23 protein-coding genes, 1 tRNA gene, 1 other RNA gene, 2 pseudogenes and 1 riboswitch are annotated in these 26,944 nt (G+C 28.8%); of the genes and pseudogenes, 16 read left to right on the top strand and 11 right to left on the bottom strand.

Annotated features, from left to right (window positions below; translation table 11 throughout):
- Positions 1-132 precede the first annotated feature (132 nt).
- Positions 133-1,269, bottom strand: a complete 1,137-nt coding sequence (locus BV55_RS0105540) for a tetratricopeptide repeat protein (protein WP_029451825.1) — start codon at positions 1,267-1,269, stop codon at positions 133-135.
- A gap of 529 nt (positions 1,270-1,798) precedes the next feature.
- Between BV55_RS0105540 and BV55_RS0105545 the strand changes: the two genes are divergently transcribed.
- A complete protein-coding gene (locus BV55_RS0105545) occupies positions 1,799-2,407 on the top strand; it encodes a hypothetical protein (protein WP_029451826.1) in 609 nt (202 codons plus the stop codon).
- 223 nt (positions 2,408-2,630) lie between these two features.
- Here the strand turns inward: BV55_RS0105545 and BV55_RS14830 are convergent, their stop codons facing one another.
- Positions 2,631-3,140: a hypothetical protein gene (locus BV55_RS14830; RefSeq protein WP_035794278.1), complete on the bottom strand. Its 510-nt coding sequence runs from the start codon at positions 3,138-3,140 to the stop codon at positions 2,631-2,633.
- Positions 3,141-3,610: 470 nt separating this feature from the next.
- Here BV55_RS14830 and BV55_RS0105555 point away from each other — a divergent pair, with 470 nt between their 5' ends.
- The gene (locus tag BV55_RS0105555) at positions 3,611-4,129 is read left to right on the top strand and encodes an RNA polymerase sigma factor (protein WP_029451829.1); all 519 of its coding nucleotides are present in this window, start codon (positions 3,611-3,613) and stop codon (positions 4,127-4,129) included.
- Between the two features lie 243 nt (positions 4,130-4,372).
- Here BV55_RS0105555 and BV55_RS0105560 read toward each other — a convergent pair whose 3' ends face one another.
- Positions 4,373-5,683: an IS30 family transposase gene (locus tag BV55_RS0105560; RefSeq protein ID WP_029451831.1), complete on the bottom strand. Its 1,311-nt coding sequence runs from the start codon at positions 5,681-5,683 to the stop codon at positions 4,373-4,375.
- A gap of 260 nt (positions 5,684-5,943) precedes the next feature.
- Between BV55_RS0105560 and BV55_RS0105565 the strand changes: the two genes are divergently transcribed.
- The 4 genes from BV55_RS0105565 to BV55_RS0105590 all read left to right on the top strand — a co-directional run bounded on the left by BV55_RS0105565 (position 5,944) and on the right by BV55_RS0105590 (position 12,041).
- On the top strand, positions 5,944-6,138 hold the full coding sequence (locus BV55_RS0105565; protein WP_029451832.1) for a BhlA/UviB family holin-like peptide: 195 nt from the start codon (positions 5,944-5,946) through the stop codon (positions 6,136-6,138).
- Positions 6,139-6,153: 15 nt separating this feature from the next.
- Positions 6,154-7,158: an N-acetylmuramoyl-L-alanine amidase gene (locus BV55_RS15065; protein WP_051652408.1), complete on the top strand. Its 1,005-nt coding sequence runs from the start codon at positions 6,154-6,156 to the stop codon at positions 7,156-7,158.
- A 366-nt stretch (positions 7,159-7,524) separates the two neighbouring features.
- Complete coding sequence (locus BV55_RS15070; protein WP_051652409.1) at positions 7,525-10,455, top strand: SH3 domain-containing protein; 2,931 nt, start codon at positions 7,525-7,527, stop codon at positions 10,453-10,455.
- 420 nt (positions 10,456-10,875) lie between these two features.
- A protein-coding gene (locus BV55_RS0105590; protein ID WP_423752101.1) for an IS3 family transposase occupies positions 10,876-12,041 on the top strand; the annotation gives its coding sequence in 2 pieces (ribosomal slippage) (positions 10,876-11,134 and positions 11,134-12,041; 1,167 coding nt in all).
- 73 nt (positions 12,042-12,114) lie between these two features.
- Here BV55_RS0105590 and BV55_RS0105595 read toward each other — a convergent pair.
- Positions 12,115-12,531 (bottom strand): hypothetical protein, encoded by a 417-nt coding sequence (locus BV55_RS0105595; RefSeq protein WP_029451835.1) that lies wholly within the window; start codon positions 12,529-12,531, stop codon positions 12,115-12,117.
- Between the two features lie 403 nt (positions 12,532-12,934).
- On the opposite strand from BV55_RS0105595, the gene BV55_RS0105600 reads away from it, so the two are divergent.
- The gene (locus BV55_RS0105600) at positions 12,935-13,372 is read left to right on the top strand and encodes a hypothetical protein (RefSeq protein ID WP_029451836.1); all 438 of its coding nucleotides are present in this window, start codon (positions 12,935-12,937) and stop codon (positions 13,370-13,372) included.
- Positions 13,373-13,728: 356 nt separating this feature from the next.
- Here the strand turns inward: BV55_RS0105600 and BV55_RS0105605 are convergent, their stop codons facing one another.
- The 3 genes from BV55_RS0105605 to BV55_RS0105615 all read right to left on the bottom strand — a co-directional run bounded on the left by BV55_RS0105605 (position 13,729) and on the right by BV55_RS0105615 (position 14,800).
- Positions 13,729-14,142 (bottom strand): tetratricopeptide repeat protein, encoded by a 414-nt coding sequence (locus tag BV55_RS0105605; RefSeq protein ID WP_029451837.1) that lies wholly within the window; start codon positions 14,140-14,142, stop codon positions 13,729-13,731.
- Between the two features lie 31 nt (positions 14,143-14,173).
- Positions 14,174-14,422, bottom strand: coding sequence for a hypothetical protein (locus BV55_RS0105610; RefSeq protein ID WP_029451838.1), 249 nt, complete (start codon positions 14,420-14,422; stop codon positions 14,174-14,176).
- Between the two features lie 93 nt (positions 14,423-14,515).
- Positions 14,516-14,800 (bottom strand): tetratricopeptide repeat protein, encoded by a 285-nt coding sequence (locus BV55_RS0105615; RefSeq protein ID WP_029451840.1) that lies wholly within the window; start codon positions 14,798-14,800, stop codon positions 14,516-14,518.
- 287 nt (positions 14,801-15,087) lie between these two features.
- On the opposite strand from BV55_RS0105615, the gene BV55_RS0105620 reads away from it, so the two are divergent.
- Both BV55_RS0105620 and lgt read left to right on the top strand, forming a co-directional pair.
- Entirely contained in the window at positions 15,088-15,927 is an 840-nt protein-coding gene (locus BV55_RS0105620; RefSeq protein WP_029451841.1) for a hypothetical protein, read from the top strand.
- Between the two features lie 153 nt (positions 15,928-16,080).
- The gene (gene lgt / locus BV55_RS0105625; protein WP_029451842.1) at positions 16,081-16,851 is read left to right on the top strand and encodes a prolipoprotein diacylglyceryl transferase; all 771 of its coding nucleotides are present in this window, start codon (positions 16,081-16,083) and stop codon (positions 16,849-16,851) included.
- A gap of 191 nt (positions 16,852-17,042) precedes the next feature.
- Here lgt and thiE read toward each other — a convergent pair whose 3' ends face one another.
- The 4 genes and pseudogenes from thiE to BV55_RS0105640 form a co-directional block, all read right to left on the bottom strand.
- Entirely contained in the window at positions 17,043-17,669 is a 627-nt protein-coding gene (gene thiE / locus BV55_RS0105630) for a thiamine phosphate synthase (RefSeq protein WP_029451843.1), read from the bottom strand.
- Entirely contained in the window at positions 17,659-18,474 is an 816-nt protein-coding gene (gene thiM, locus BV55_RS15290) for a hydroxyethylthiazole kinase (protein ID WP_157469702.1), read from the bottom strand. The genes thiE and thiM overlap by 11 nt, the downstream gene beginning before the upstream one ends.
- 78 nt (positions 18,475-18,552) lie before the next feature.
- Positions 18,553-19,368, bottom strand: a pseudogene (gene thiD / locus BV55_RS0105635) (bifunctional hydroxymethylpyrimidine kinase/phosphomethylpyrimidine kinase); the annotation flags it as partial.
- An 82-nt stretch (positions 19,369-19,450) separates the two neighbouring features.
- A riboswitch (TPP riboswitch) is annotated at positions 19,451-19,563 on the bottom strand.
- 67 nt (positions 19,564-19,630) lie between these two features.
- On the bottom strand, positions 19,631-20,320 hold the full coding sequence (locus tag BV55_RS0105640; protein ID WP_035794280.1) for a TIGR00266 family protein: 690 nt from the start codon (positions 20,318-20,320) through the stop codon (positions 19,631-19,633).
- A 250-nt stretch (positions 20,321-20,570) separates the two neighbouring features.
- On the opposite strand from BV55_RS0105640, the gene BV55_RS0105645 reads away from it, so the two are divergent.
- The 7 genes and pseudogenes from BV55_RS0105645 to dnaX all read left to right on the top strand — a co-directional run bounded on the left by BV55_RS0105645 (position 20,571) and on the right by dnaX (position 26,864).
- Positions 20,571-20,660, top strand: a tRNA-Ser gene (locus tag BV55_RS0105645).
- A gap of 11 nt (positions 20,661-20,671) precedes the next feature.
- Positions 20,672-20,937: signal recognition particle sRNA large type (gene ffs, locus BV55_RS15295), an RNA gene on the top strand.
- Between the two features lie 147 nt (positions 20,938-21,084).
- On the top strand, positions 21,085-21,582 hold the full coding sequence (locus BV55_RS0105650) for a DUF2975 domain-containing protein (RefSeq protein ID WP_029451847.1): 498 nt from the start codon (positions 21,085-21,087) through the stop codon (positions 21,580-21,582).
- A 53-nt stretch (positions 21,583-21,635) separates the two neighbouring features.
- A pseudogene (locus BV55_RS0105655) lies at positions 21,636-22,652 on the top strand (RNA-guided endonuclease InsQ/TnpB family protein); the annotation flags it as partial.
- 162 nt (positions 22,653-22,814) lie between these two features.
- Entirely contained in the window at positions 22,815-23,018 is a 204-nt protein-coding gene (locus BV55_RS0105660) for a helix-turn-helix domain-containing protein (RefSeq protein WP_029451849.1), read from the top strand.
- 70 nt (positions 23,019-23,088) lie between these two features.
- Positions 23,089-25,023, top strand: a complete 1,935-nt coding sequence (locus tag BV55_RS0105665) for a DUF4153 domain-containing protein (protein WP_051652411.1) — start codon at positions 23,089-23,091, stop codon at positions 25,021-25,023.
- A 212-nt stretch (positions 25,024-25,235) separates the two neighbouring features.
- Positions 25,236-26,864, top strand: coding sequence for a DNA polymerase III subunit gamma/tau (gene dnaX, locus BV55_RS0105670; RefSeq protein WP_029451851.1), 1,629 nt, complete (start codon positions 25,236-25,238; stop codon positions 26,862-26,864).
- Positions 26,865-26,944 lie beyond the last annotated feature (80 nt).

Raw genomic sequence — 26,944 nt, forward strand, 5'->3', positions numbered from 1 at the left:
CACCTCCCTATTAGATAAATTTTTAATGTTTATAATTTACAATTGATTTTCTGCCCTAAGTTGCAATAGCAAAGTGAACTAATTCTATATATTAACTATTAAAAGTAATGATCTTAGTAAAATTAATTAAAGTTATATACTAGAATTTCCAAACAGACTTAAAAACTCATCCTCATGTTTAATTTTATCAAATATTTCATCATCAAAATAATCATAGTAATTAATTACTGTATCTTTAGCTAATTTTAAGTTTGTGTAACAGCTATTATAATCTTTGTTATATAAATTTATTGCAGCTAAAATAATATAGTTATCTCCATTACTAGAATCAAGCTTTATTGCTTTTAATACATTCTCTTCAGCATCTTTAACATTAGATAGCTTTAAAAACAAATGTGCATAGTTTTTATAAGATTGAGATAGGTTTTCACTAATTTGCACAGATTTATTTAAATTTTTAAATGCATTTTCATATTGTTTCAATCTTATATATATAAATGCTATGTTATTATATGCCTTATTATTATTAGGGTTAATCATAATACTCTTATTAAAATCTTTAAGTGCATTATCATAATTCTTTATTTTAATGTATATATTGCCTCTAGAAAAATATGAGTTGCTATCACTAGGGTTAGATTCTATAGCTTTATTTAAATCCTTAATGGCATTATCGTAGTCTTTTATTTTTTCATATATAGTAGCTCTTTTATAATATACATTAGTATAATTAGAGCACATCTCAATAGACTTATTTAAATCTTCAAATGAGGATTTATGATTACCTAAATCTTTGTTTATACTAGATCTTAAACCATAGGATAAGGGTTCATTCGGACTAAGTGTAATACATTTATTTATGTCATTTAAGGCATTTTCTAACTTACCCATTTCATGATAAGAATAAGCTCTGTAATATAAGGCAATATGATTTAATTCATTAAGCTCTAGTATTTTATTGCAATCTTTAATTATATTTCCTAATTGATTAAAGTATAAAGACACCTGTATTCTAGAATAATAAGCATCAACATCTTCGATATAGTAGTTAATTGAAGTATTTAAATATTCTAATGCCTCATCAAACTCATTTAATTCAACATATACCTTTCCAATCAAACTATAGGCCTTAGCAGATTTAGGCAATATAGATTTTGCTTTTAAAAATTCTTTAAGAGCTTTTTCATAATCTTTATCATTAAGAAAACCAATACCATCATCTAATGTATTTATATAAGAGTTTAATTTAACTTTATTTTTTATATACACTACTATGGAAATATAACAAATGATAAAAAAGTAATAAGAGTATAATTAAATAACCCATAATTAAAACCTCATTCCTTGTTATTTTCAAAATATACCTTATGTATATTAATATTATAGCATCTTACTTCCAGTTATAGGATACCTTGCACTTAAATTTTATTACTTGGTTTGAGTATAAAATTGTTATCTCAAAAATTTACATTGATTTTTAAAAAACTTAGTTTACTTTAAGGTGAAGGTTATGTGATGTATCCACAAGGGTTAAGTAGGAATTATTTTGTAATAGTAAATGAAAATCCATCTTTTTAATTCCTGCTTTTAAAAATTAGCAAATAATGCATTTCTTTCTTTTATGTAAGGTTAATGTTAAAATAAAGACAATGTTAATTTTAAGGAGTGAAGATTTTAATATGTTTAAAAAGAAAAACAATATAATACTAATATTATTAAGTGTAATAATAACTACTTTTTTTTAGGATGTACAAAAATTTCTGAAACTGAATCCTCAAATTTTCCTTTAAGAAAAGAAGTGGGTAATTATATAATTGATATAGAGTATACTAAATATTTCGGGAATTATTTGCTAACAAAATATTATATAACAACAAAGGATGGTTCAAATGTAGATGAAAAGAAGGGGTTCTTATCAGGAGGAATTCAAAATGATAATGTTGTTGAGTTTGGTGTTGGACCACATGAAATATCATCAAAAGAAATAGCTAAGGATAAATTAGAGATTGTTCAAAGATTTCTTATTGTAGGAAGAAGAGGGAAAGGTGATCCAATAAAAATGAAATATATATTTGCTGGAGATGAAGGTATTAAACTATCTAATCCATTAAATAAAAGTACAAATGGATATGAATATATTCATAAAAAGGTTTCATTGAATGGTTTAGATTTTACAATTGAAAGTTTAGGAAACTTTGAATTTGGTTCTTTAATTGATTTTTATGTTGAGGATACAAAGAATTCAGATACTTATGATATTATAGATAAGTATAGTTTAAAGCTAATATCAGGAAACTATATTAATGAATATGAACTTAAAAGTTTTCTAGGTTATCGAGATAATCAAGTTAAACAATTAAGTGAATTAAAAGATTATGATTATAATAGGGATTCAAAATATATTTAATTTTATACTGGAAATCTATTATATAATCCTAAAGATGTTGATATAAATAATATGCAAATATATTTAGTTGATAATCAAACTCAAAATGAAACTTTGATATATTCAAAATAAATTTTCAAGTTGCAATGAAAAGTAATAAATGAGGGTGTAAATTGTGATTATGATGGACTTATTAGTTATTTTGAAGGTTAACACTAATATTTAAAGAGACTATCTAAAAATTTTATTTTGAGATAGTCTCTTTTTTAGTATTAGGAACAGGGGCGTAAACTTTTGGTTTACATCTTTCTTTGTTTAAATATGTGCCAACTATACTTGATATTAATACGCTCATGCATTGACAAAAGGTTACAAATAACAAAAGAATACCGCCTCCATAATCATTTGGATCAAGCTGCATAGGAAAAAGATAAGGACTTTTAATAAAAATTATAAAGAAGTAAATTACATGTGGAATAAAAATTAAGGGGATATTCATCCATTTTCCTTCTAAAAAGAAGTAAATTAGGCTTGTATACAGTACTGTTAAGAAAATAATCCCAACACTACTTAATAGTAGGATATTATCAGATGCCAAATGATAACTTATTAATAGTTGGAGATATAGTTCTCCAATAATAGCAAAAACAATACTTAATAACTGAGTTGTACTAATCTGTTTTAGAATTTTTAAGCACTTATTATTAATTTTATTCATCTCCTTTAACTTATTTGGATAAATACATATTACCATAATTTAAGAGGCTATTATTTATAAAATCATCTTCTTATCTTCATTCTAAGAAATAATAAAAAAATAAGATATATACTAGGAACTAATATAAAATATGGTATAATTGAGCCTTATTGGTTTTAATATATTCTTTTATGGAAATACAACCAATGATAAAAAGTAATAAAAGTATAATTTACTTTAAGGTGAAAGTTATGTGAGATGGCCACAAGGTTTAAGTAATAATTATTCTAGAATATTCTAAAAAACTAAAAAGATGTATGTTCTAAAAGTTAACTTTTAGAACATACATCTTTTTTTTGTACCTTTTATGGGTGTACTTTTCAGTATCTTTAAAAATAGAAATTAATATTTTCATTAATTAAAAGTGCAAAATTCCCTTTAATTTTCAAAAAAATATTTTGAGGCCTTTACAATATGTCAGATTATCTATGTTTAAGTAAAGATGGGTAATTAAGGAGGAATATTGTATGAGGGATTTATGTGAAATAATTCAAAGCTGTAAAGATGGAAATGAGGAGGATGTAATATTTATTTTAAATAAGTTTGACCCTTTAATAAATAAATATTCAAGATTACTTGAATATGAAGATACAAAACAAGAATTGAGTCTTACACTTATTAAGGTTTTACAAAGGATTAGAATAGATAAAGGAAATTTTAGAGAAGACAAATATATAATTAGTTATATAAATAAATCTATTATAAATAGATTTATAGCTCTTTCAAGGCAATTATCAAAAGTAAGTCGTTATGAGTCAGAAGCCGATATTAATTTAATATATGTTGATGACGATGAAAACGTTTTAGAAATGTATGATCTATTAAAAGATTTCACAGAAATAGAACGAAAAGTAATAATATTAAAGTATATGTATATGATGAAAGACTGCGAAATAGCAATACTTAACAATATTTCTAGACAAGCAGTTAACCAAGCTAAAAATAGAGCTATAAGTAAATTAAGATTATATTTTAAAAGAGGTTGAATGAAAAACTAACTTCCGTTTTAGCATAAGCAATTGGAACTGCAAGGGTTAAGTCAGTTTTTTGAGTTAAATTTAGTAGTTAAAATACCTAAAATAGGCTATAATTTATATAAGATAATCATTTTTTAGGGGTTTTTAAGTATGCTTATTAAGCCTACGGAATTGGCTTGCAAAACTAACTTCCGTTTGCTTTATTTTTGCATGATTAAGTTCCGCTGATAATTGCCCTAAATTTTTGATATCTTATTTTTTAAAAAGTGCAGGTTTTAGATGTACTTCATCTGCTGAGATATGTTTTAATGACAGTTTCTCTAACAGTGAGTTATCTAATAACATTTGGGCCAGTTTAAATGGTGTATTCCCATTTAAACTAGCTCTTGCTGTACTATTAATATGATTTATCATTAAGGTTATATCTTCTTGAGTACGATTATTAAATGATATTCCTTTAGGTATTACATACCTTATGTATTCATGGTTTTTTTCCACATGTGGCTTCTGATAAGAAGCCATAGGATTGCAGTAGAATATCTTAGTTCTTTGATTTCCTTCAGCATCTAATTCTAAAGCTTCAGGTTTTTTAAATTCTGAGCCGTTGTCTGTTAAAATAACAGGAAAGCATTTATTAAATACTTCATGTCCTAATAACGCATATAGCTTATCTATAACTTCCTTTACATCTACCTGGCTACAGCTTTCAATAATGAAAGCTAGCATTAATGAGCAATTCCTAAAAAGAAATGTTAGAAGAACTTTACCACTTCGTGTGCCGTGGACAGTATCCATCTCTACTACAGGAATATTAGGATTATCTTCAACAAATTTAACAAAGTCATCAAATGTTCTTCCAACTCTATCTGTAGATTCTTTAGTCACAGGTTGTTTATGTTTTTTTCTAGGTTTATATTTAACTTTCCTAGGCAAATCAATGCTTCTAGCAGTAAAAGCATTTTTATCAAAATAATAATATAAAGTTCTTTCACAGCAGTTTATTTCATTCTTATGATGGGTCAAAATATGGGATAGTGATTGTCCTTTAGAAATAAGTGGTGAAATTATATCATCTATCTTTTTCAAATCCTCTGAGGTTATATTCAAACCTTCTCTAGATGATGTTAATAAATCTCTATACTTTGAATCTGCAACTTTAGCTTTATAGTAGCTTTTTTCAGCCATACACGTAGTTACTGTGCTGCAACCATTACAAACATATGGGTAACGGTTAATCTTGGTACATTTCTTAGTGGAATATTCATTGCAAGTTCGATAACAATTTATAAAGCTACACTTCTTACATTGCTTACCACACCTATTATTACACAAGTTTGTCTTAGTGCAACTTCTCCGATGTTGGCATGGTTGTACATCATTTTCTTTTCTCTTACTTACTCTAAGAAATCTATTTCTTCTAATCTCTTTGGAGATAGTAGTTGGGTCTTTCTTAACTATTTCAGCAATTTCTTTTAATGTATAATTTTGATCTAAACCATACTCAATTATAAGGCGATCTTCTATTATAAGGTGTTTTCCTTTGCATAACTCTTTATTTGACATAATTAACCCTCCTAATATGCTTAGGACAAATATCAAATTAATTATATCAAACACTTTGTAATACTAACTTCTGTTTATCAATAAAAACGGAACTTAACTTTTCAATTTACGATATTTTAAAAGAAGTTTAAATATTGTAGATAAATAATAACTTAATTTACAAAAATAGTTTATAGAACTTTACGAATTGGAGATGTAAAGACTTATTATAAGTTGAACTTAAATTTTACTAAAAATGTATCTAAGGGAGGAGGGGTTTTATGGAGGATCAGATATTAAAGTTAGTGGCTAGTCAAGGTGCTTTTGCTATTTTATTTTGTTATTTATTATTCTATGTTTTAAAAGAAAATAGTAGAAGAGAAAATAATTATCAAACTATAATCCAAGAACTAACAGGTTTACTACCTACAATTAAAAATGATGTGGAAGCTATTAAAGAAAAAATATTTAAATAGAAAGGAGACCATTTTATGTTTTTAGATAGAGGTACTTTAATAAGTGGTGATGCAGGTCATAACTCACCACCAGATACCGGGGCTAGTGGATATAGGAAAGAAGATGATCTTACTAAAGAAGTTTGGAATTTAATACAAGATAAGCTTAGTGCTAGGGGATATTTAACTAAAGATTGCACCCCATGGGGGAAAAGATTTGATAGTGTAAATAAATCTCTAGCCTTTAGGGTAAATGAAGCAAATAATAGTGGTTCAAAGATTCATTTATGTATACACTTTAATTCTGGAGGTGGAACAGGTGTAGAATGTTATATAAGTGGTAATAAAGACTTAGAAAAGGATTTTGCAACTAATATTTGTAATGAGATTTCTAAATTAGGTTATACCAATAGAGGTGTAAAAACAGCAAATTTATATGTTACAAGATATACATCTATGCCTTGTGTACTAGTAGAATGCTCATTTGTAGATTCTAAGCAAGATATGGACAAGTATAGTGGGAATGATATTGCAGAGGCTATAGTTAAAGCAATAACTAATTCAGAACATGATTCAAAACCTGACTTAAGTCCTGGTTTAGAGGAATCTAAGGAATTGGGATTTTCCTATAGCAACAATGCTAAGGTTATAGGAGATTTCCTTTATGTAAGAGATTCCATGGGAAATATAATACCAGGGCGAAGAGTAGATATAGGAGATAATATAACAGTTTTAGATGTAAGCTATGCAAAACAACTTGCCTTAGTTGAATATCCTACAGCTTCTGGAGTTAAAAGAGGTTATGTAACTAATGCAACTAATTGCATTGAATATTATTACCAAGATGAATACTCTAATGGATCAACAAAGGAAACAGTATACGATGAAAATGGCTTATATCTTGGATCACTAGATCCATTTGAAAAGGCAACGACCTTATACAGAAAAGATAGTAGACTTCATGTGGTATATAGCACCAATAAAGGAAAGAACACAAAATCAGGTTATGTAATTTATAATGGTAACTTTAATAAGTTTTAATGTGTAAATAATCATTAGTAAAGATAATACCTAAAAAGAGAGAAAACGCTTTTGCTTTTTCTCTCTTTTTGATTTATCTGATCTCTAGCCCTATGCGTCTGGATAAGTTTTTGTAAGATTCAGGTGTATAGAGTACTTTTCATAAGCGAACCTACCTGGATCTAAGAATCATTTGATATGAAGATATTCAATTAGCTTTAATAAAAGACTCATTATTGAAGCTATAAATCTAAAAATAAAAATATTTTAATATATATTTTTATTTAACCTTTACATATTTAAGATTTCCTTCTCTTTTATAGGTGTAGATTGAATTCAAGCTTGATTTTTAATTTAAAAAACAAAAGATTAATGGAGGTTTTAAAAATGGGAAAATATTATCCAAATGTAAATCCAGGTGAAATAGTACAAGGAGGATTTACCTATCCTAATAATGCTAAGCTACAAGGAGACTTCCTATACTTAAGAGATGCAAACAAAAACATGGTATCAGGTAGGCAAGTTGATGATGGTGATAGCATAACAGTGTTGGATGTTGGTTATAGTCAGCAATTAGCATTAGTTCAATATCCAACATCAGCTGGTGTTAGACAAGGATATGTTAATAATACACCTTCTGTAATTAAGTATAATGATGCTAATTCATGGGCTAACGGTTCAACCACAGAAATAGTTTATGATGAAAATGGTGGACAACTTGGATCATTAGATCCATATGAAAAAGCTACTCCTTTGTATAAAAAAGATGGTATGACTCACGTGGTTTATAACACAGATAAAGGATCAAATACTAAATCAGGGTATGTTAAATATGAAGGAACAGGTGGTGGTTCTACTTCATCAGGTGGAGAAATAAAACCAGGAGAATTAGTACCAGGAGGATTTACCTATCCTAATAATGCTAAGCTACAAGGAGACTTCCTATATTTAAGAGATGCAAACAAAAATATGGTATCAGGTAGGCAAGTTGACAACGGTGATAGAATAACAGTATTAGATGTAGGTTATACAAAACAATTAGCATTAGTTCAATATCCAACATCAGCTGGTGTTAGACAAGGATATGTTAATAATACACCTTCTGTAATTAAGTATAATGATGCTAATGCATGGGCTAACGGTTCAACCACAGAAATAGTTTATGATGAAAATGGTGGACAGCTCGGATCATTAAATCCTTATGAATCAGCAACACCACTATATAAGAAAAATGGAATGACACATGTAGTTTATAACACAGATAAAGGCCCAAATACTAAATCAGGATATGTTAAATATGAAGGGGGATCTGGATTTAATGATTCTAACATTGAAATCCCACCTATTTCACACCTTCAAGCAATTAAAGAACAGTATGGAATTAGTGGAAAGGGACGTCCATTAAATGTTTATAAAATAGGAAATGGTAGTAAGGTATTATTTGCTGGTTTTGCGCTACACGGCTGGGAAGATAACTGGGATAATGATGGACTTGCTTTAGTTAATATAGCAAACTCATTAATAACTAGACTTGGAGATTATAAGTCACAAAATAATGGACTTCACGGATGGACAGTATATATTGCTCCATGTATGAACCCAGATGGAGTTATTGTTAGAGGAACTAAGGATGGACCAGGTAGATGTGCTGTAACTAGTAGAATTGATATGAATAGATGTTTTCCTTATAATTTTACGCCACAGTATAGTTCTAGAAATTACACTGGAGCAAATTCATTAGGTGCTCCAGAGGCTAGAGCCATAAAAGGTTACTTAGAAAAAATAAATTCATCTTCTACTGAAATGATAGTTTTAGATTTTCATGGTTGGATGAACTTTACTCAAGGTAATGCTGAAATTGGAAGATACTTTGGGAGTCAATTTGGATTTGGACATAATAATGGATATAGTTCAGGATTCTTTTCAAGTTGGGCTTCTACTTTAAAAAATACTAAAGCAGTACTAATAGAGTACCCAACTTCAACCCATAGTTATAGTGATGTGATTACCGGTAACTATATAGGTAAAACATTCAATGGTATAGTAAATATTTTAAAGAACAATCCAGGAGCTTCTGATAGTGGATCTACTGGTTCAGAAGAAACACCTATGGCGAAAAGTGGAAAGGTGATAAATGTAACATCAAATCTAAATGTAAGAAGTGATTCAAGTACTTCATCAAATACAATTGGTTCATTAGCACCATCAGCATTTGTGACTATAGTTGCTAAAAAAGGTGATTGGTATAAAATATACTACGGTATTGGATTTGGTTATGTTCATAAAGATTATATTCAAATAGTAGATGACAATACTTTAACATTTGATGAAATTAAAATCATTCAAGAAGATTTAAAGAGATTGGGTATTTTTAGTGGAGTTGCATCAGGATATTATGATAGTTTAACTGAATTTGCTGTAAGAGAGTTTCAATTAAGGTATAATATAATACCAGCAAATGGAGTTGCCAATGAAGAAACACGTAACTCTATTAAAAAAGCTTTAACTACTAACGTACTATATTTAATAAGGCAACTTGAATTATTAGCAAAAGATTTTATGGAATATGAATATAAACAAGCGCCAATTAAAGTAATAAATGAGCTTACACTAAACTTTTTAAGGCATATTAAGTATGGTAATTTTAAATGGATAGTAACGCTAGGAGATACATCTAAAGGTTTTATTGATTATGTCAAGACTAACCATAATACATTATACGACAACTTAATAGTGTATATTAATATAAGCGAACCCCAAAAATATGCTAAAATAAATAATTGTGATAATATAGATTTACCACATTTAATAGCAACAGCTCAAGGATATATGGACTCACCTATAGTTCCAGACTTTTGGATTGGTTGGGGAGGCGATTTGGCTAGTTGCATGGAGGAAGTTTCAGAAAAAACAGGAAATAAAAGTAATTATGAATCTATGAACAATTACCAATTAGCGTTAGAGAATGCAATAGAACTTATAGGTCATTCAAACTCTTCTTTTTCACTAATTGATTTAAATGCAGATGCAGATGCTATAAAATTAGCAAAGTTATTTAAAGATAGCAAGGTTTCTGATGCATTAGATTTATATTATAAAAGCTATTATAAAAAACGTTTTGAATACTTATATAATGATATTTCAACAATGGATTCAAAGCTTTCAGAAGATTTGTTAACTAAGGCCATTATTCAAAAGATGAACGGACCATTAGAAAGATCTGGACTATTAATTACGATAGCTAAAGACCCGACTCCTGCTGTAATGGAAGCTACTTGTAGGGCATTTGCTAAATATATAATAAAATTATATTATTAAGCAATATAATTAATAAAAGGTTGTCTTTACATATAGTAAATAGACAACCTTTTATACATAATATTAATTAGGCAACAATATTATGATATATTATATGACACTTACTATGTTTTTTAAAATAATGGTTATAAAAACTTACAAATAAATTCTCCATTTTCATCAAATACATAAGTATAGTTTGCTAAGATATCCTTTTTTACTATTGTTATAACATTTTCTTTTAGGTTAACTTGAAGAATAGCAAATCTACCACCATTTAAGGGCTTAATACTTTTAGATAAAAGGTCAACAAAATAATAAGCTCTTTCAACTTGTACACATAGCTTATTTGTATCTTTAAATGGATATACTGACCCATACCCCCTTTGTTAGACACGACGAACTCGTGCTATACTAAAAATGAAGGGTGGATGATTTTAGATGAATAAAAGTTATAGTGCTGAATTTAAAATGGAAGCAGTAAAGAGAGTAGAAAAAACAGGAGAACCAATGTCAAAAGTAGCTGCTGATTTAGGTGTTAAGTCTACCACAATGCAGGGATGGGTAAACAAGTATAGGAAATCTCCTAAGGCTCCATTTATAGGTAGTGGACACTTAAGCCCAGAAGATGAAAAATTTCATAAACTTGAAAAAGAAAATAGGGACCTCAAAGAGGAGAATGATATATTAAAAAAAGCGGCAGCCTACTTCGCGAGAAACCTCAAATAAAGAGATTTCTATTTATCAAGGCTAATCGCATGAACTACCATATAGCGAAGCTATGCATGGTCCTATCCGTTTCTAGGAGCAGCTACTATGCATGGGAGAAACGTCCGGAAAGTATGAGATCGAAAGCAAATAGTCTTCTATTAAAAGAAATTAGTGATATCCATGTCAAAAGCAAGAAAGTTTACGGTTCAACAAAAATTACGCGGATATTAAACGCCAAAAGCAAAACTCCTATTAATCATAAAAGAGTGGAACATATCATGAGTGAAAATGGCATAAAATCAAAGGTTTCAAAGAAATTTATAGCAACTACAAATTCTAATCATAAGCTTCCAGTTGCAGAAAATATCCTTAACCGTGACTTTTCTGTGGACAAACCTAATGAGAAAATGGTAAGTGATATCACCTATCTGTGGACAGATGAAGGATGGCTCTATATTGCTGGAATATTGGATTTATGTGGACAAAAAATTGTTGGATTGTCCATGAGTGAACGAATGACAAAGGAGTTAGTTATTAACGCGTTGAATTCAGCATATCTACGTGCTGGGAAGCCTTCAAACGTCATTTTACACTCGGATAGAGGTTCACAGTACTGTTCTTATGATTACCAAGATTTAATTAAAAAGTATGGTTTCACATGTAGCATGTCCCGAAAAGGCAACTGTTGGGATAATGCACCAATGGAATCTTTCTGGGGTAAATTAAAATGTGAATGGCTTTATGGTACCCACTTTAAAACCCGTGAAGAGGCCCGTGCAGCCGTATTTGAATATGTTGAGGTATTTTATAATCGGCAACGAATCCACGCTTCAAATGGATATGTTACACCTGAAGAATATTATAATAAAGCCAATCGAAAAGTTAACGTTGCATAAAATGAAATATTAAGTTATGCTACGAAAATAAGAGATAATACGAGTTTAGAGTGTCTATTTTATTGGGTAAGGGTCATACTGTAATATCAGTCACACCATTTTTGAAAAATGAATTTAATAAAAATGTTCTGGAATCCTCCGACAATGGTGATTGTATTTTAAATATAGACTTTTTATTATCTATATAGGTAAATATATAATCTTGATTAATTGTAATTGCATAGTTACAATATTTAATTTCATTATTAGTTACCTTTATTTGGTTAGTAGTTATAATGTTATCGCTTGAATAATTTGATTTAAAAAACTTTACATTATCATAGTCGTATAACTTATTTTCCACATTCATAACTAAGCTACAATTATATTTAATTATTTCATCAAGATCAGAAAGTATATATTTATGTTTATTAAGTGCGTTTTTAAATGCCAAAATAAAAATTATCAATACTAAAAGATAAATTAATGCTGTGAAAATCTTTTTAAACAATATAAGCATCTCCTTTATTTCATTTTATTTGAATAAACATATATTACCACAATTGAAACTGTTTATAAATATACTATTATTAAATAACATTAAAAACATTTTGCATATATAACATCATATTTTTTTGTGAGGATATAGGATATCAAGTGATTCTTAGACTCAGGTGGAGTTTGCTTATAAGGAATACATCTCTCCATCTTAGTCTTAGAAGAACTTATCCAGGGGTGTAGCAGCCGTCATCCCTCACCTTGAAGAGGGTAGGGGTGTTACGGATGGTAGCCATCGGATAAATAAAAAAGATATACATCAGCATTAATAGAAGATAAAGTTATACAATTAACCTTGCAATATGGTAAAATGAGGATATGTATTTAGCGCTTTATAATAAGTTTGGGGGTATATAATGAAGAAAAAGAGAACTATAATTAGGATATTACTTATGACCATGATAATTTCTTTAAATATTTATAATGTGTCCTTTAAAAGGATTAAGTTTAGTGATAAGTATTTCAAAAATGATGATTATAAGATAATAGTTGAAGATACAAGTTCAAGTGGTATAAAAGTAGAAGATAGAGATGAAAAGGAAAAAGTAATCAAACACATGAATTCTACTAAATACTTTTATGGATTTAATCTCAAACCTGGAGGTGATAGCCCCAATGGATGCATAGTGATACTAGATAAGCATGGGAAAATGGTTGAGGATCTTACCTTCTTTGGGGAAGAGTTGATGCATTGTAGAGCAGATGGGAACTATTGTCGAACTTATTGGACTAGCATGGATCAGCGTGATAAGCTTAAAAGGTTACATAATGATTTGGAAAAGCGTAGTAAATGAAAAATTAGCAGGGTTATTTTTAATCCAATAAAAGAAATGAAATGTGGTTATGATAAACTCATTAGTTGTATTGAAGGTTAACATTAGTATTTCAAGAGATTATCTGAAAAAATTATTTTGAGATAGTCTCTTTTTTGGTATTAGGAGCAGTGCTGTAACATTTTATTTTATATATTTCTTTATTTAAATATGTGGCAACTACACTTGATGTTAATAGCCTAATGCATTGACAAAAGATTATAAATAACAAAAGAATCACGCCACCATGATCATTTGAAACCATAAGATTCGAAAACTAACTTTTTATGTAGAAATATTGAGATAGTATATAAAAGGTGAATAATATGAGGTTAATTTTAAAATAACCTAGGACAACTTCCAAACAGACTTAAAAATTCATCATTATGCCTAATTTTATCAAATATGTCATCATCAAAATAATCATAATAATTAATCCCTGTATCTTTAGCTAGTTTTAAGTTTGTGTAACAGCTATTATAATCTTCGTTATATAAGTTTATTGCAGCTAAAATAATAGAGTTATCTCCATTACTAGAATCAAGCTGTATTGCTTCTAATATATTCTCTTCAGCTTTTTTAATATCAGATAATTTAAAAAATACATGTGCATAGTTTTTATAAGCCTGGGATAAATTTCCACTAATTTCTACAGATTTATTTAAATCTGTAAGAGCATTTTCATATTGTTTCAGTCTGATATATATAAATGCTCTATTATTATATGCCGTATTATTACTCGGGTCAATCATAATAGTCTTATTAAAATCTTTAAGTGAACTTTCATATTTTTTTTAGTTTAAGATATGTTTCACCCCTAAGATTACACAATACATCTGTATATTCACCGTCAATATCAATAGCTTTATTTAATTCTTTAATAGAGTCTTCATAATCTTTATTGAAGAAAAAATAAGCACTCTTCCTTATAATTTCTCCATAAGAATTTAATTTAATTTTATTTTTTATACGTGGTAAGATTAATTTTATAATTAGTATAGAACACAAGGAAATTATGACTAAATAAATCATTATTTAAAGTACCTCCCTATTAGATAAATTTTTAATGTTTATAATTTACAATTAATTTTATGCGCTAAGTTGCAATAGCAAAGTGAACTAATTTTATACATTAACTGAAGTATTTAAATATTCTAATGCCTCATCAAACTCATTTAATTCAACATATACCTTTCCAATTAAACTATAAGCCTTAGCAGACTTAGGCAATATAGATTTTGCTTTTAAAAATTCTTTAAGAGCTCTTTCATAATCTTTATCATTAAGAAAACCAATACCATCATCTAATGTATTTATATAAGAGTTTAATTTAACTTTGCTTTTTATATACACTACTATGAAAATATAACAAATGATAAAAAGTAATAAGAGTATAATTAAATAACGCATAATTAAAACCTCATCCCTCGTTGTTTTCAAAATATACCTTATGTATATTAATATTTTAGCATTTTACTTCCAGTTATAGAACATTTTATATGAAGGTTTAAACGTATTACGTGAAGGTTATGTGATGTAGCCACAAGGGTTAAGTAGGAATTATTTTGTAATAGAAAATGAAAACTCATCTTTTAATTATTGCTTTTAAAAAGTAACAGATCATGCATTTATTTCTTTTATGTAAGGTTAATGTTAAAATAAGGAGAATACTAATTTTAAGGAGTGAAGATTTTAATATGTTTAAAAAGAAAAACAATATAATACTAATATTATTAAGTGTAATAATAACTACCTTTTTTTTAGGATGTACAAAAGCTTATGAAACTGAGCCCTCAAACTTTCCGTTAACGAAGGAAGTGGGTAATTATATAATTGATATAGAGTATACTAAATATTTCGGGAATTATTTGCTAACAAAATATTATATAACAACAAAGGATGGTTCAAATATAGAGGGAAAAGAATTTTCCCTAACAGCAGCAACTCAAAATAATAATGGTATTAAATTTGGTGCTGGACCACAACATATATCATCAAAAGAAGTATCTAAGGATAAATTAGAAGTTATTCAAAGGTTTCTTATTGTAGGGAGAAAGGGGAAAAGTAATTCAATAAAAATACAATATTTATTAACTGGGGATATAAAATTTGAACTATCTAATTCATTAAATAAAACCACGAATGGATATGAATATATTCATAAAAAGATTTCATTAGATGGTTTGGATTTTACAATTGAGAGTTTAGGAAACTTTGAATTTGGTTCTTTAATTGATTTTTATATTGAGGATACAAAGAATTCAGATACCTATGATATTAGAGAAAAATATAATTTAAAGCTAATATCAGGAAACTATATTAATGCATACGAACTTAAAACCTTCTTAGGTTACCGAAATAATGAGGTTAAACAATTAAGTGAATTAGAAGATTATGATTACAATAAGGATTCAAAACATATTGTATTTTGTACTGGGAATTTATTATATAACCCCGAAGATGTTGATATAAATAATATGCAAATATATTTAGTTGACAAAGAAACTCAAAATGAAACTTTGATATATTCGAAATAAACTTTGAAGTTGCAATTTAAAACAATAAATGAGGGCGTAAATTGTGATCATGGTTGACTTATTAGTTGTTTTGAAGGTTAATATTAGTATAAATATATAAATTTAATTACAGAAGGGAGGAAATCATCTAGGTAATGCGTAGATGGTGAAGATTTGAATCCAGTAGCTTTTAATATATTTGGGATAGATTTAATGTGGTATGGGATAATAATATCCTTTGGAGTGATGCTTGGGCTTATTATAATTTCTTACACTAGCAAGTTAAAGGGTGTTAGTTTTGATAATATAATAGATACATTTTTAATAGCTTTTCCAATAGCTATAATAGGTGCTAGAGCTTATTATGTGGCTTTTGAATTTGAAGATTATAGGGGAAATATATTATCCATGCTTAATTTAAGGCAAGGTGGACTTGCTATACATGGAGGGGTTATATTCGGGGTACTTGCAGCCTATTTATACTCTAAGAAAAAGAAATTTGATTTTTTATCTATTATCGATGTAGTAGCTCCTTCTTTAATATTAGCTCAGGGCATTGGAAGGTGGGGAAACTTTATTAATAAAGAGGCCCATGGAGGTGCTGTAACCTCTCAGTTTATAAGTAAGTTCCCAGGCTTTATTCAAAGGGGTATGAATATAGGTGGTACATATTATCACCCTACATTTTTATATGAATCAATATGGAATCTAATAGTATTTTTTATTCTTCTTATACTACTAAAAAGGAGAAAAGAAGAGGAAAAGGGTATTATAATAGCATATTATGCTGTTTTATACTCTTTAGGTAGATTCTTTATTGAAGGATTAAGGACAGATAGTCTTATGATATTAGGCCTCAGGACAGCTCAGATAGTAAGTTTACTTCTTATAATTGCTGGACTTGTAAGCATTTTCATTATAAAGAAAAGAGCAAATAATAAATAAAAAAGAAGACTTCTAAGAACTTATTCTTAGAAGTCTTCTTTTAGAGCGTATTAAAATTTATAGCTTTGAAGAAGATTTACATGAAATATAAACAAATATGTAACTTAATAAATGTAAAGTAAATATTGTTTTTGTCTTTTTGAAAAAGATAAAATAGTATATAAGGCTTACTTTAACATGTTATTCCTAACTTAAAACTTAATTAGTGAATTTAAGCTTTCTGCTGCTACCTTAATATCTTCTTTTCCTAAGATATCTGAAACTACTGCTATTCCATCGATATTTGAGGAGTCTAATAGGTGAATGTTTTTTCTAGTTATTCCACCTATAGCAACCACGGGAATAGATAGGGTTTCTTTTATTTCTTTTAACGTATCAATAGAAACAGGCTTTGCATCTTGTTTAGTAGATGTGTTAAAAATGGCTCCAACGCCTATATAATCTGCGCCTTCTTTTTCAGCTTTTATAGCCTGTGATAAGGTTGTAGCTGAAACTCCAAGGATTTTATCATTTCCTAAAATCTTTCTTGCAATAGTGCAAGGCATATCTTTTTGACCAATATGGACACCAGAAGCATTAACTGCTAAAGCTATATCCATTCTGTCATTTATTATTAAGGGGATATCATATTTATCTGTAACCTTCTTTATGTTTAAAGCGGTATTATAAAAGTCTAAAGTTGTAATATCCTTTTCTCTAAGCTGTACTAATGTAACACCGCCTTTTATTGCTTCTTCTACAGCGGTGTATAAATCTGTATTTTTCAGTAAATCTCTGTCTGTTACAAGGTAAAGCTTATAATCTATATTAGTCTTCATATATTTTCCCTCTCTTTACTATTACTTCTTCGGATAAGTTGTAGATTGCATCAACAATATTTGTTTTAAGACTTCCAGAGCCACCACACTTATCTAATCTTTCAAAGGCCATTTCACCAGCAATACCCATGGATACTACTCCAGCTAAGGCAGCAGCTAAATTATCTTTTCCAGACCCTAAGTAAGAACCAATTAATGAGGTGCACATACAGCCTGTGCCAGTAACCTTAGACATCATTTCATGGCCATTTTTTATACTATAAATATGTTTGCCGTCAGTTATGATATCAACTTCACCAGTTATAGCAATTATAGTATCTAATTTATTTGCAAAATCCATAGCAAGATTTTTTGTTTTTATAAAATCATTTTCATTCGAGGATATACTGTCTACGGAGTCTACTCCTTTAGTTTGCGTTTTTATGCCATACAATGTTTTTATTTCTGACAAGTTTCCTCTTATAACTGATAACTTTATTTCTTCCATTATTTTTTTAGCTATCTTTGTCCTATAAGGCGTAGCACCTGCACCTACTGGATCTAAAACCACAGGAATATTTAATTCATTAGCCTTTTTCCCTGCCAAAATTATAGAGTCTACAGTTCTGTTATTTAGGGTTCCTATATTTAAAACTAAGGAAGAAGCTATAGAAACCATATCTTCAACCTCATTTATATCATCTGCCATAACTGGTGATGCGCCTATTGCAAGGGTGATGTTAGCACAATCATTAACTGTAACATAGTTTGTTATATGATGAACCAAAGGAGATTTTCCCCGAAGTTTGGATAAAAGTTTTCCTATATCTTTATGAGATTTTGTAAGGCTATTATCATAAGGTGCACATACACTCTCTTCAATATCATCATAAGGATGTTCTGTAATTAAACCTGCTTTTTTATATAATTCATAAAAATGATTAGTGGGTCCAACACCATGACCGATATCTAATGAGTGTATTATGGCTTTGGTAATATAACTTTTTGCTTTTGTAACTGAATTATGCATATTAAATCCAAGAGCTAGATTAGATGCTATAGCTGAAGATAAAGTACATCCTGTACCATGAGTATTTTTTGTATGTATTCTCTCAGAATTGAAGTGGAAAAATTCTTTCCCGTCATATAAAATGTCTATAGCATCTCCAATCATATGACCTCCTTTTAAAAGAACATTTTTACAACCAAATTTATAGATTTCCTTTGCGGCTTTTTCCATATCTTCAACTGTTTTTATTGAAGTAATTTCTGCATGAACTTCTCTAAGTATTTCTTCTGCTTCTGGGATGTTAGGCGTAATAATATCTGCTAAAGGTATTAGTTTAGTAATTAAGGTCTTTTTAGATTCGGGTTTTAATAATGAATATCCACTTTTAGATATCATTACAGGATCTAAAACAACATTAATAGGGTTATACTCTTTTAATTTTTCGCTTATAGCATTAATTGTATCAACTTTTGAAACCATGCCAATTTTAACGGAATCTACTTTAATATCTGTGAAAATTGCATCAATTTGTGATTTTATAATATTAGGATCTATATCTTGAACGTCAAAGACCCCAGTGGTATTTTGCACTGTTACAGCTGTAATAACGCTCATACCATAAACACCATTTGCACTAAAGGTTTTTAAATCTGCCTGTATACCTGCTCCACCAGAGCAGTCTGAGCCAGCTATAGTTAAAACATTTTTCATAACTTATTACCTCCTTAAAATATATAAATACAAAATAAAAAAGGTACAAACAGAAGCTTGTACCTTTTACGCCATTAGCAATAAAACAAAAGTAAACATCTTCCTACGCTGGTATTACCCATTTCAGGTTCATAGGGTGAAAGATTTAAGGTTCTTAGTCTCAGCCGACCAATTTCGGCACCCCTGTGTTATCTAATTATTCAATTTTTATAAATTCATTTTATCACTACATTATGTCTTATTCAACTAATTATGTTTAATCTTACGAATTAGAACCTCCAGTATTAAAGTATCTAGAAATTTCTCCCGCTAAGTTTTGTATAGGCATAGTTTGTAGATAGATCTTACCGGGACCTGTTAAAACAGTTAGAAATAAACCCTCACCACCAAAGAATACATTTTTCATTCCTTTTACTGTTTCCACATCAAAGTTCACTGAACTTTCAAAAGCAGCAACATTGCCAGTATCTACCTTCATAACTTCACCTGGAGATAGGTCATATTCTTCTACATGTCCATCTAGTTCTAAAAATACCATTCCAGGGCCTGTTATCTTTTGCAATATGAAACCTTCTCCACCAAAGAATCCAGCCCCTAGCTTCTTTTTAAAGAATGCATCTACTGAAATAGAAGAATCTCCTGCCAAGAAAGAGCCCTTTTGACATATTATATATTCGTTAGCATAGAGTTGTTTTGCTACAATTTTACCAGGAAAAGAGGATGGGAAAGCAATAAGACCATTGTTTACTTTAGATGTAAAGGTATTTAAAAATACAGACTCACCAGAAAAGGCCCTAGCTATACCTTTAAAAATACCACCTTTTATGTTTGTATCCATAACAATGTTATCAGACATCCATCCCATAGCTCCAGATTCAGATAAAATGGTTTCATTAGCATCTAGCTTACATATTACAACGGGTAAGGAGTTACCTTTAATTTCGTAATTCATAAATCCGCTATCTATAAAGATAGCATTCACCTGCCTTTTTTATATTTTTTACTTAATATATTATAACGTAGATATATGAAAAAGTAACTTAAAATATTAGCACATAAACATATATACTAAAAGGACAAGATGTAATAGAAAAATCAAGTAACTTTATGTTAAAACAAATTAATTTTGAAAACCTATTGAAATATGATATGTTTGATAGTATAATAGCTGATGTAGCAATTAAATAAAATAAAACGTATGTGGAGAGATGTCCGAGTGGCTTAAGGAGCACGCCTGGAAAGCGTGTGTAGGGGCAACTCTACCGAGGGTTCGAATCCCTCTCTCTCCGCCATTTTATTTTTGCCGTGCTAGATGGGGAGTTAGCGGTGCCCTATAACCTGCAATCCGCTACAGCAGGATTGAATTCCTCATTGAGGCTTCTATCTTGTAAGGTCTGCCCTGTAAAAGTGGCGTTGATAGTTGGGTCCCACGCAATGAAAGCCCATGAACCCCGTCAGATTCGGAAGGAAGCAGCGGTAAGTGGATACTTTCATGTGCCGTGGATTAACCTGACTTGAGTTAACTCTACAGGTAACGCTTATGAGGTTAAGTCAAGGTGAGGTGCACGGTTTACATAGTTTATTAGAAAGGCTTTAAGGCCTTTTTTTATTTTGCCCTAAATTATAAAATATATTGATAAACAATAAAAAAGTATTGAAAAACATTTTAATAAGTGATAAGATCTAATTAGAAATTATATTTTGGAAGGTGATTTTATGAAGTATTATGGAAAAAGATCAATGTCTAGTGTTTTAAAGAAAACTCTAGATGTAATATTGATAGTAGGAGTAATTGCAACTATATTAATATTTAAAAGTGTGATTTTAGGTAAGGTTTCTGAGGAGATATCCATGAGTAAAAAGGTGCTTATAACAGTGCTTCTTGCTGTTGGTATTTGCTGTGTGTTTTTAATCGTATTTAATCTAATAAAGGTACTAAATTCCTTAGTTAATTCTAATCCTTTTGTTGTATCAAATGTGATTATTTTAAAGAGGGTTTCTATGCAATGTTTTGCTATAGCTTTTTGTTATATCATTAACTTTATATTCAACTCAAATTTAAAGGAATTTCAATTTATTTACGTTGATAACAAAGGAGTTCATACGGATATGGAGTTTATAATATTCATATTTGCAGGGTGCTTTATATATATATTATCTAAAGTATTTCAACAAGCTATAGATTATAAGGATGAAAATGATTTTACGGTATAAAAGGTTGTATGTGAGATGAAAATGACTTTAATTAGAAAAGGTATGCTTACCATGTAGATTATCTTAAATATATAAATCATGAAGTTAAAACTTTAGATGAATATATTTGGATTAATAGTTGTGGTTCTAAAGCTAGAAAGAAAGCTATATGTAATGCTGAAACTGCTTATAAAAAGTTTTTTAAGGGAGAATCTAAATTCCCTAGATTTAAAAAGAAAAAGAATCAAGATGTTAAAATTTATTTTCCTAAAAATAATAAAGGTGATTGGAAAATCGAACGTCATAAATTAATGATACCTTCTTTAAAGAATGTTAGATTAAAAGAATTTGGATATTTACCAGTTGGAGAAAATGTTGTAAGTGGAACAGTATCAAAAAAGGCTAATAGATACTATGTTTCAGTATTAGTAAAAGTGGAAGAAAAATATCAAGTTAATTCAAATGAAGGATTAGGTATTGATTTAGGACTTAAAGATTTCTCAATAATGTCTAATGGAATTACTAAAAAGAACATTAATAAAACTAAAAGAGTTAAGAAAATAGAAAAGAAGTTAAAAAGAGAACAAAGAAAACTTTCAAGAAAGTATGAAAGTTTAAAATTAAGAAATAAAAATATTAAAAAAGAAGGAGGAAATGCTACTAGACAAAATATCCAAAAACAAATAGTTAAAGTACAAAAACTTCATCAGACTTTAGGAAATATTAGAGAAAACTATTTAAATCAATCTGTGAATGAAGTAGTTAAGCAAAATCCAAGCTTTGTTACTATTGAAGATTTAAATGTAAGAGGAATGATGAAGAATAAACATCTTTCAAAAGCAATATCAAAACAAGGATTTAATATGTTTAGAGTTAAATTAACTAATAAATGTAATGAATATGGTATTGAATTAAGAATAGTTGATAGATTTTATCCTTCAAGTAAACTATGTCATGAATGTGGTTCTATTAAAAAAGATTTAAAACTAAGTGATAGAGAGTACATTTGTGAATGTGGGTATAAAGAGGATAGAGATTTAAATGCAAGTTTAAATTTGAGAGATGCTAAAATATACAAAATTGCAAATTAGAAGCAATTGTATATATGTACCAATGGCTAGTTGGGAATTTACGACTGTGGAGTGTTATATCAAATGTTAGTAATCTAATTTATTAGATGAGGACAGACACGAAGAAACAGTAATAATCTCGATATGGGTATGTTTGTCCATATTTTGAGTAGCAGAGTACCTATGGCTATAGTTGTTAATTTAGACGTTATGATGGCTAAAAGGAAGATATCCTTGCAGGACTTGGCGCAAAAGGTTGGTATAACTAATGCAAACCTATCTATTTTAAAAAATGATAAAGCGAGAGCTGTAAGATTCTCTACCCTTGAGGCTATATGTAGAGAGCTTAATTGCCAGCCAGGAGATATATTAGAATATGTAGAATAAAAGACTTTAGTAATTATAAATAGTAGATATGTTAAGTTTTAAATATTAGGTAGAAATGAGGAGGAATATAATGGCTGGTATAGTGGCTTTAATAATTAATGAAGATAAGATTTTGTTGAAAAATCAAATTGGTACAACGATTTTAAGACTACCTATAATGAATGTTGCTAAAGATGAAGATGAAGAGAATTCATTAAATGAATATTTAATATCAAATATAAGTAATGATGAAGAAGAATTATTTAAGATAGACCCTAATTTAGATATGCTTATGAATGGATTTTCACTGTATTTAGTAGATTATAGTAATAAATCATCTTCTTTAAAAGAAGAGTTACCAGAAGGTTTAGTATGGGAAGACATAAGTGTTTTACAAAAGTTATGTGAAAGAGATATTTTAATTATAAAAGTTATTGTAGAAAGTTGCATAAAAGTTAAAAATAATTCCATAGGGATTTCTCGAATTGAAAATCGACTTAAAGATAGTGAAATAGGAAACAAATATTTAAGAAAGGTAAATTTATCAATAGCTGATAAAAGGGTAGATGAAGACACTCCTATAAATTTAAAACTAAGATCACTTATATTAAGTGTACTGCTAGGTATTATCTACTTTATATTTTCCTTTGATAAGGGATACGAAACTTCATCTTATCTAGGCATATCTTACTTTATATTTGCATCTATAGTGTTAATATACTTTATTGCAATTAATGGTATAAAAAATAAAAATAGCTTATTTGGTTACTTTTTCATAGGTAGTAGTATGCTAGTAGCTCTAACCTTTGCTATTTATACAAATCCACTTATTAGAAGTTTAAATAGAATTTTCGTGCCATCTACACTAATAATGGGGTTTATGATTTTAAATTATAAAGATGTAGATTTTAACCTAGGGAATTTCATAAATGGATTTTTTAAAAGAATATTTACACGTAGTTTTAAAAGTATTACAAAGGTTCCTGATGTTACGTTTAAATTATTAAAAGGAAAGACAATTAAAAAGGATAAAGAGGTATATAAGTCCATACTACAAGGGATACTTATATCTATACCTGTTATTTTGTTACTTGGAAGCTTATTGTCTGGAGCAGATAATGTATTTGGATATTATATTAAGAATCTAAATGAAGCCATTACATTATTTAGAATAGGAGATTCGTTTTGGCAGCTCATTTCTTCTATATTTGTAGCTGTTTATATATTTGGGCTTATTTGGAGTTTTAGATATAAATTTAGAGATGAATCTGACCAGTATTTTCAAAAGAAAACCATGGAACCAATAAAAATAATTACCTTGCTTATAATTATAAATATGCTTTACTTAGTTTTTACAAAGGTTCAAATAAGTTATTTATATGCTGGGGATGTGAAACTCTTACCGGGAGGGTTATCTTACTCTGAGTATGCAAGAAAAGGATTCTTTGAATTAGTTATTGTTACTATTATAAATATGGTTTTAATATCTTTTTTAAAGGCTAAAGTTATAGAAGAAGATGAAAAATTAAGTATTACATTAAATATTTTATATACACTTATAGTAGGATTTACACTAAATATGATGTTTTCAGCCTTTTATAAGATGAACATGTATGTGGAAGCCTTTGGATATACAAGGCTTAGGATACTTGTACAATTATTCATAATACTTTTAGGCATAGTTATTATATTACAACTTATTTATATATGGATGAAGATTAGCATATTTAAGCCAATTTTAGTTGTTGCTGTTGTGTTTTATCTATTTATAAATTTCTTTAATATAGATGCATTTATAGCAAGAAGGAATATTGAAGTGTATAAGGATAAAGGAATGAATGGAAGCTATCTTAACATGTTATCTTTTGATGCCTTAAAAGAAATGGATAAGGCTCTTGAAGATGGTAAGATAGATCAAATAACCTATAATAATTGGATTAAGGTTAATAAAGATAACGTGCACACTAATAATGATAAGTGGTATGAATATAATTATTATATAAAGGCGGGTAATAAAGGCCAGTAAATAATGTTCTTGTTAAGGCATTTTTAAAAGATAGGGGTAAATATACCAGCTACCTTTTGAAGATGCCTTTAATGATATTCGCAGTAATATTATTAACATCAAAGGATGATATTAATTTTACCTACTATATATACATAGTTTAGACTAATGACTACTATTTGTTGTATAATATTATTATAAGTGAAATGGTTATAAAAGAAGAGGTGAGGTTATTGGCATACACGGCATTGTATAGAGAATGGAGACCTAGAACTTTTAGTGATGTTGTAGGGCAAGATCATATTAGTATTACCCTTAAAAATCAAATAAAAGGTGATAGAATAGCTCATGCTTATTTGTTTTGTGGTACAAGAGGAACTGGAAAGACATCTACAGCGAAGATAATGGCTAAGGCTTTAAATTGCCTTGATTTAAAAGATGGGGAACCTTGCAATAAATGCGATATGTGCATTAAGATAAATAAGGGGCTTGCTATAGATGTGGTAGAACTTGATGCTGCTTCTAATAATAAAGTAGATAATATAAGGGATCTTATTGATGATGTTCAATATCCCCCACAAGAAGCTAAATACAAAGTTTACATAATGGATGAGGTTCATATGTTAACAGATGGTGCTGTAAATGCATTTCTAAAGACATTAGAAGAACCTCCTAAAAGAGTGGTATTTATATTAGCAACTACAGATCCACAAAAACTACCTATTACAATATTATCTAGATGTCAGAGATTTGATTTTAAAAGGATAAAATATGAAGAGATATCTTTAAGGCTAAGGAAGATAGTGGAGGAACAAGGGGTTTTTGCTGATGATGATAGCTTAAATCTTATAGCTAAAATATCTGATGGAGCTATGAGAGATTCTTTAAGTATATTAGATCAAGCTATTTCCATGGGCAGTGGAAAGGTAGATTATGATGATTTAATTGCAATGTTAGGACTTGTTAGTAACGAAAACCTAATAACCCTTGCAGACTCTATTATAAATAAAGATATAGAAAAGGCTATAAGAACTATAGATGAGATAGTGTTAAGTGGTAAAGATGTCCATACGGCTATAAAGGATTTTATAAGTCATTTTAGAAATCTACTTATGATGAAGGTTAGTAATAGCCCTGAAGAAGTTTTGGATATGTCTAAAGAGAGTATTTCTAACTTAAAGTTTCAAGGGGATAAAATAAGAATAGAAGAGATAATGAGATGTATAAGGATATTGCAAGAGGCAGAAGAACAGTCCAAGTGGAGTAAACAATCCAGGGTTTATTTAGAACTTGCAGTGATAAAGATGTGCAAAATTGAATATGATACATCAAAAGAGGTTATGTTAGCTAGGATAAATAAATTAGAAGAGGTAATAAAACAAGGGAAGATAACGGTTGAATGTGAAAGTATAACTGCTGAAAATCCATCTAATTCTAATAAACCAAAAGCTAAAGCTTCTAACTTTTTACAAAATAAAAGTTCTAATGTAAGACCAGTTGAAAAATTTAATGAAAATTCTACGCTTACTATAGATGTAGTTAAAAATTCATGGAAAGATATATTAGAAACCATAAAAAACAAAAGACATATGGTTATATATGCATCTTTATTAACAGGAGTTCCTGTAAGATGTAAAAATGGAGTAATAGAAATAGAGTATGGAAAGCAATATGCTTTTAATAAGCCAAGACTTGAAACTTTAGAGAATAGAAAAATAGTTGAAGATATATTTGCAGAAAACTTAAAAGAAGCGGTAAAGGTTAAGTATATAATAGAAGAAGAAATAAAAGAGGATGATAGTAGGGAAAAGATCCTAATAGATACATTTGGCAAGGAAAATGTAGAGATTATAGATGAATAGGCTATTTAAGTAATAAGCTATTGTAAAAATTCATTGTATAATATAAAATAAAGTTAGTTTTAAATAATTATTAAGTATAA

This window comes from Clostridium algidicarnis (genome assembly GCF_000703125.1).
Lineage (GTDB): Bacteria > Bacillota > Clostridia > Clostridiales > Clostridiaceae > Clostridium_L > Clostridium_L algidicarnis.

Excerpts from the sequence above, each read along its gene's own strand:
- BV55_RS0105665 (WP_051652411.1), top strand. The coding sequence starts at position 23,089 with ATGGCTGGTATAGTGGCTTTAATAATTAATGAAGATAAGATTTTGTTG.
- BV55_RS0105555 (WP_029451829.1), top strand. The coding sequence starts at position 3,611 with ATGAGGGATTTATGTGAAATAATTCAAAGCTGTAAAGATGGAAATGAG.
- BV55_RS0105660 (WP_029451849.1), top strand. The coding sequence starts at position 22,815 with ATGGCTATAGTTGTTAATTTAGACGTTATGATGGCTAAAAGGAAGATA.
- BV55_RS0105605 (WP_029451837.1), bottom strand. The coding sequence starts at position 14,142 with ATGATTGACCCGAGTAATAATACGGCATATAATAATAGAGCATTTATA.
- BV55_RS0105620 (WP_029451841.1), top strand. The coding sequence starts at position 15,088 with ATGTTTAAAAAGAAAAACAATATAATACTAATATTATTAAGTGTAATA.
- BV55_RS0105650 (WP_029451847.1), top strand. The coding sequence starts at position 21,085 with ATGAAGTATTATGGAAAAAGATCAATGTCTAGTGTTTTAAAGAAAACT.
- BV55_RS0105565 (WP_029451832.1), top strand. The coding sequence starts at position 5,944 with ATGGAGGATCAGATATTAAAGTTAGTGGCTAGTCAAGGTGCTTTTGCT.
- thiE (WP_029451843.1), bottom strand. The coding sequence starts at position 17,669 with ATGAAGACTAATATAGATTATAAGCTTTACCTTGTAACAGACAGAGAT.
- BV55_RS0105610 (WP_029451838.1), bottom strand. The coding sequence starts at position 14,422 with ATGATTTATTTAGTCATAATTTCCTTGTGTTCTATACTAATTATAAAA.
- BV55_RS15070 (WP_051652409.1), top strand. The coding sequence starts at position 7,525 with ATGGGAAAATATTATCCAAATGTAAATCCAGGTGAAATAGTACAAGGA.
- BV55_RS15065 (WP_051652408.1), top strand. The coding sequence starts at position 6,154 with ATGTTTTTAGATAGAGGTACTTTAATAAGTGGTGATGCAGGTCATAAC.
- BV55_RS0105640 (WP_035794280.1), bottom strand. The coding sequence starts at position 20,320 with ATGAATTACGAAATTAAAGGTAACTCCTTACCCGTTGTAATATGTAAG.
- BV55_RS0105600 (WP_029451836.1), top strand. The coding sequence starts at position 12,935 with ATGAAGAAAAAGAGAACTATAATTAGGATATTACTTATGACCATGATA.
- BV55_RS0105615 (WP_029451840.1), bottom strand. The coding sequence starts at position 14,800 with ATGCGTTATTTAATTATACTCTTATTACTTTTTATCATTTGTTATATT.
- BV55_RS14830 (WP_035794278.1), bottom strand. The coding sequence starts at position 3,140 with ATGGTAATATGTATTTATCCAAATAAGTTAAAGGAGATGAATAAAATT.
- BV55_RS0105560 (WP_029451831.1), bottom strand. The coding sequence starts at position 5,683 with ATGTCAAATAAAGAGTTATGCAAAGGAAAACACCTTATAATAGAAGAT.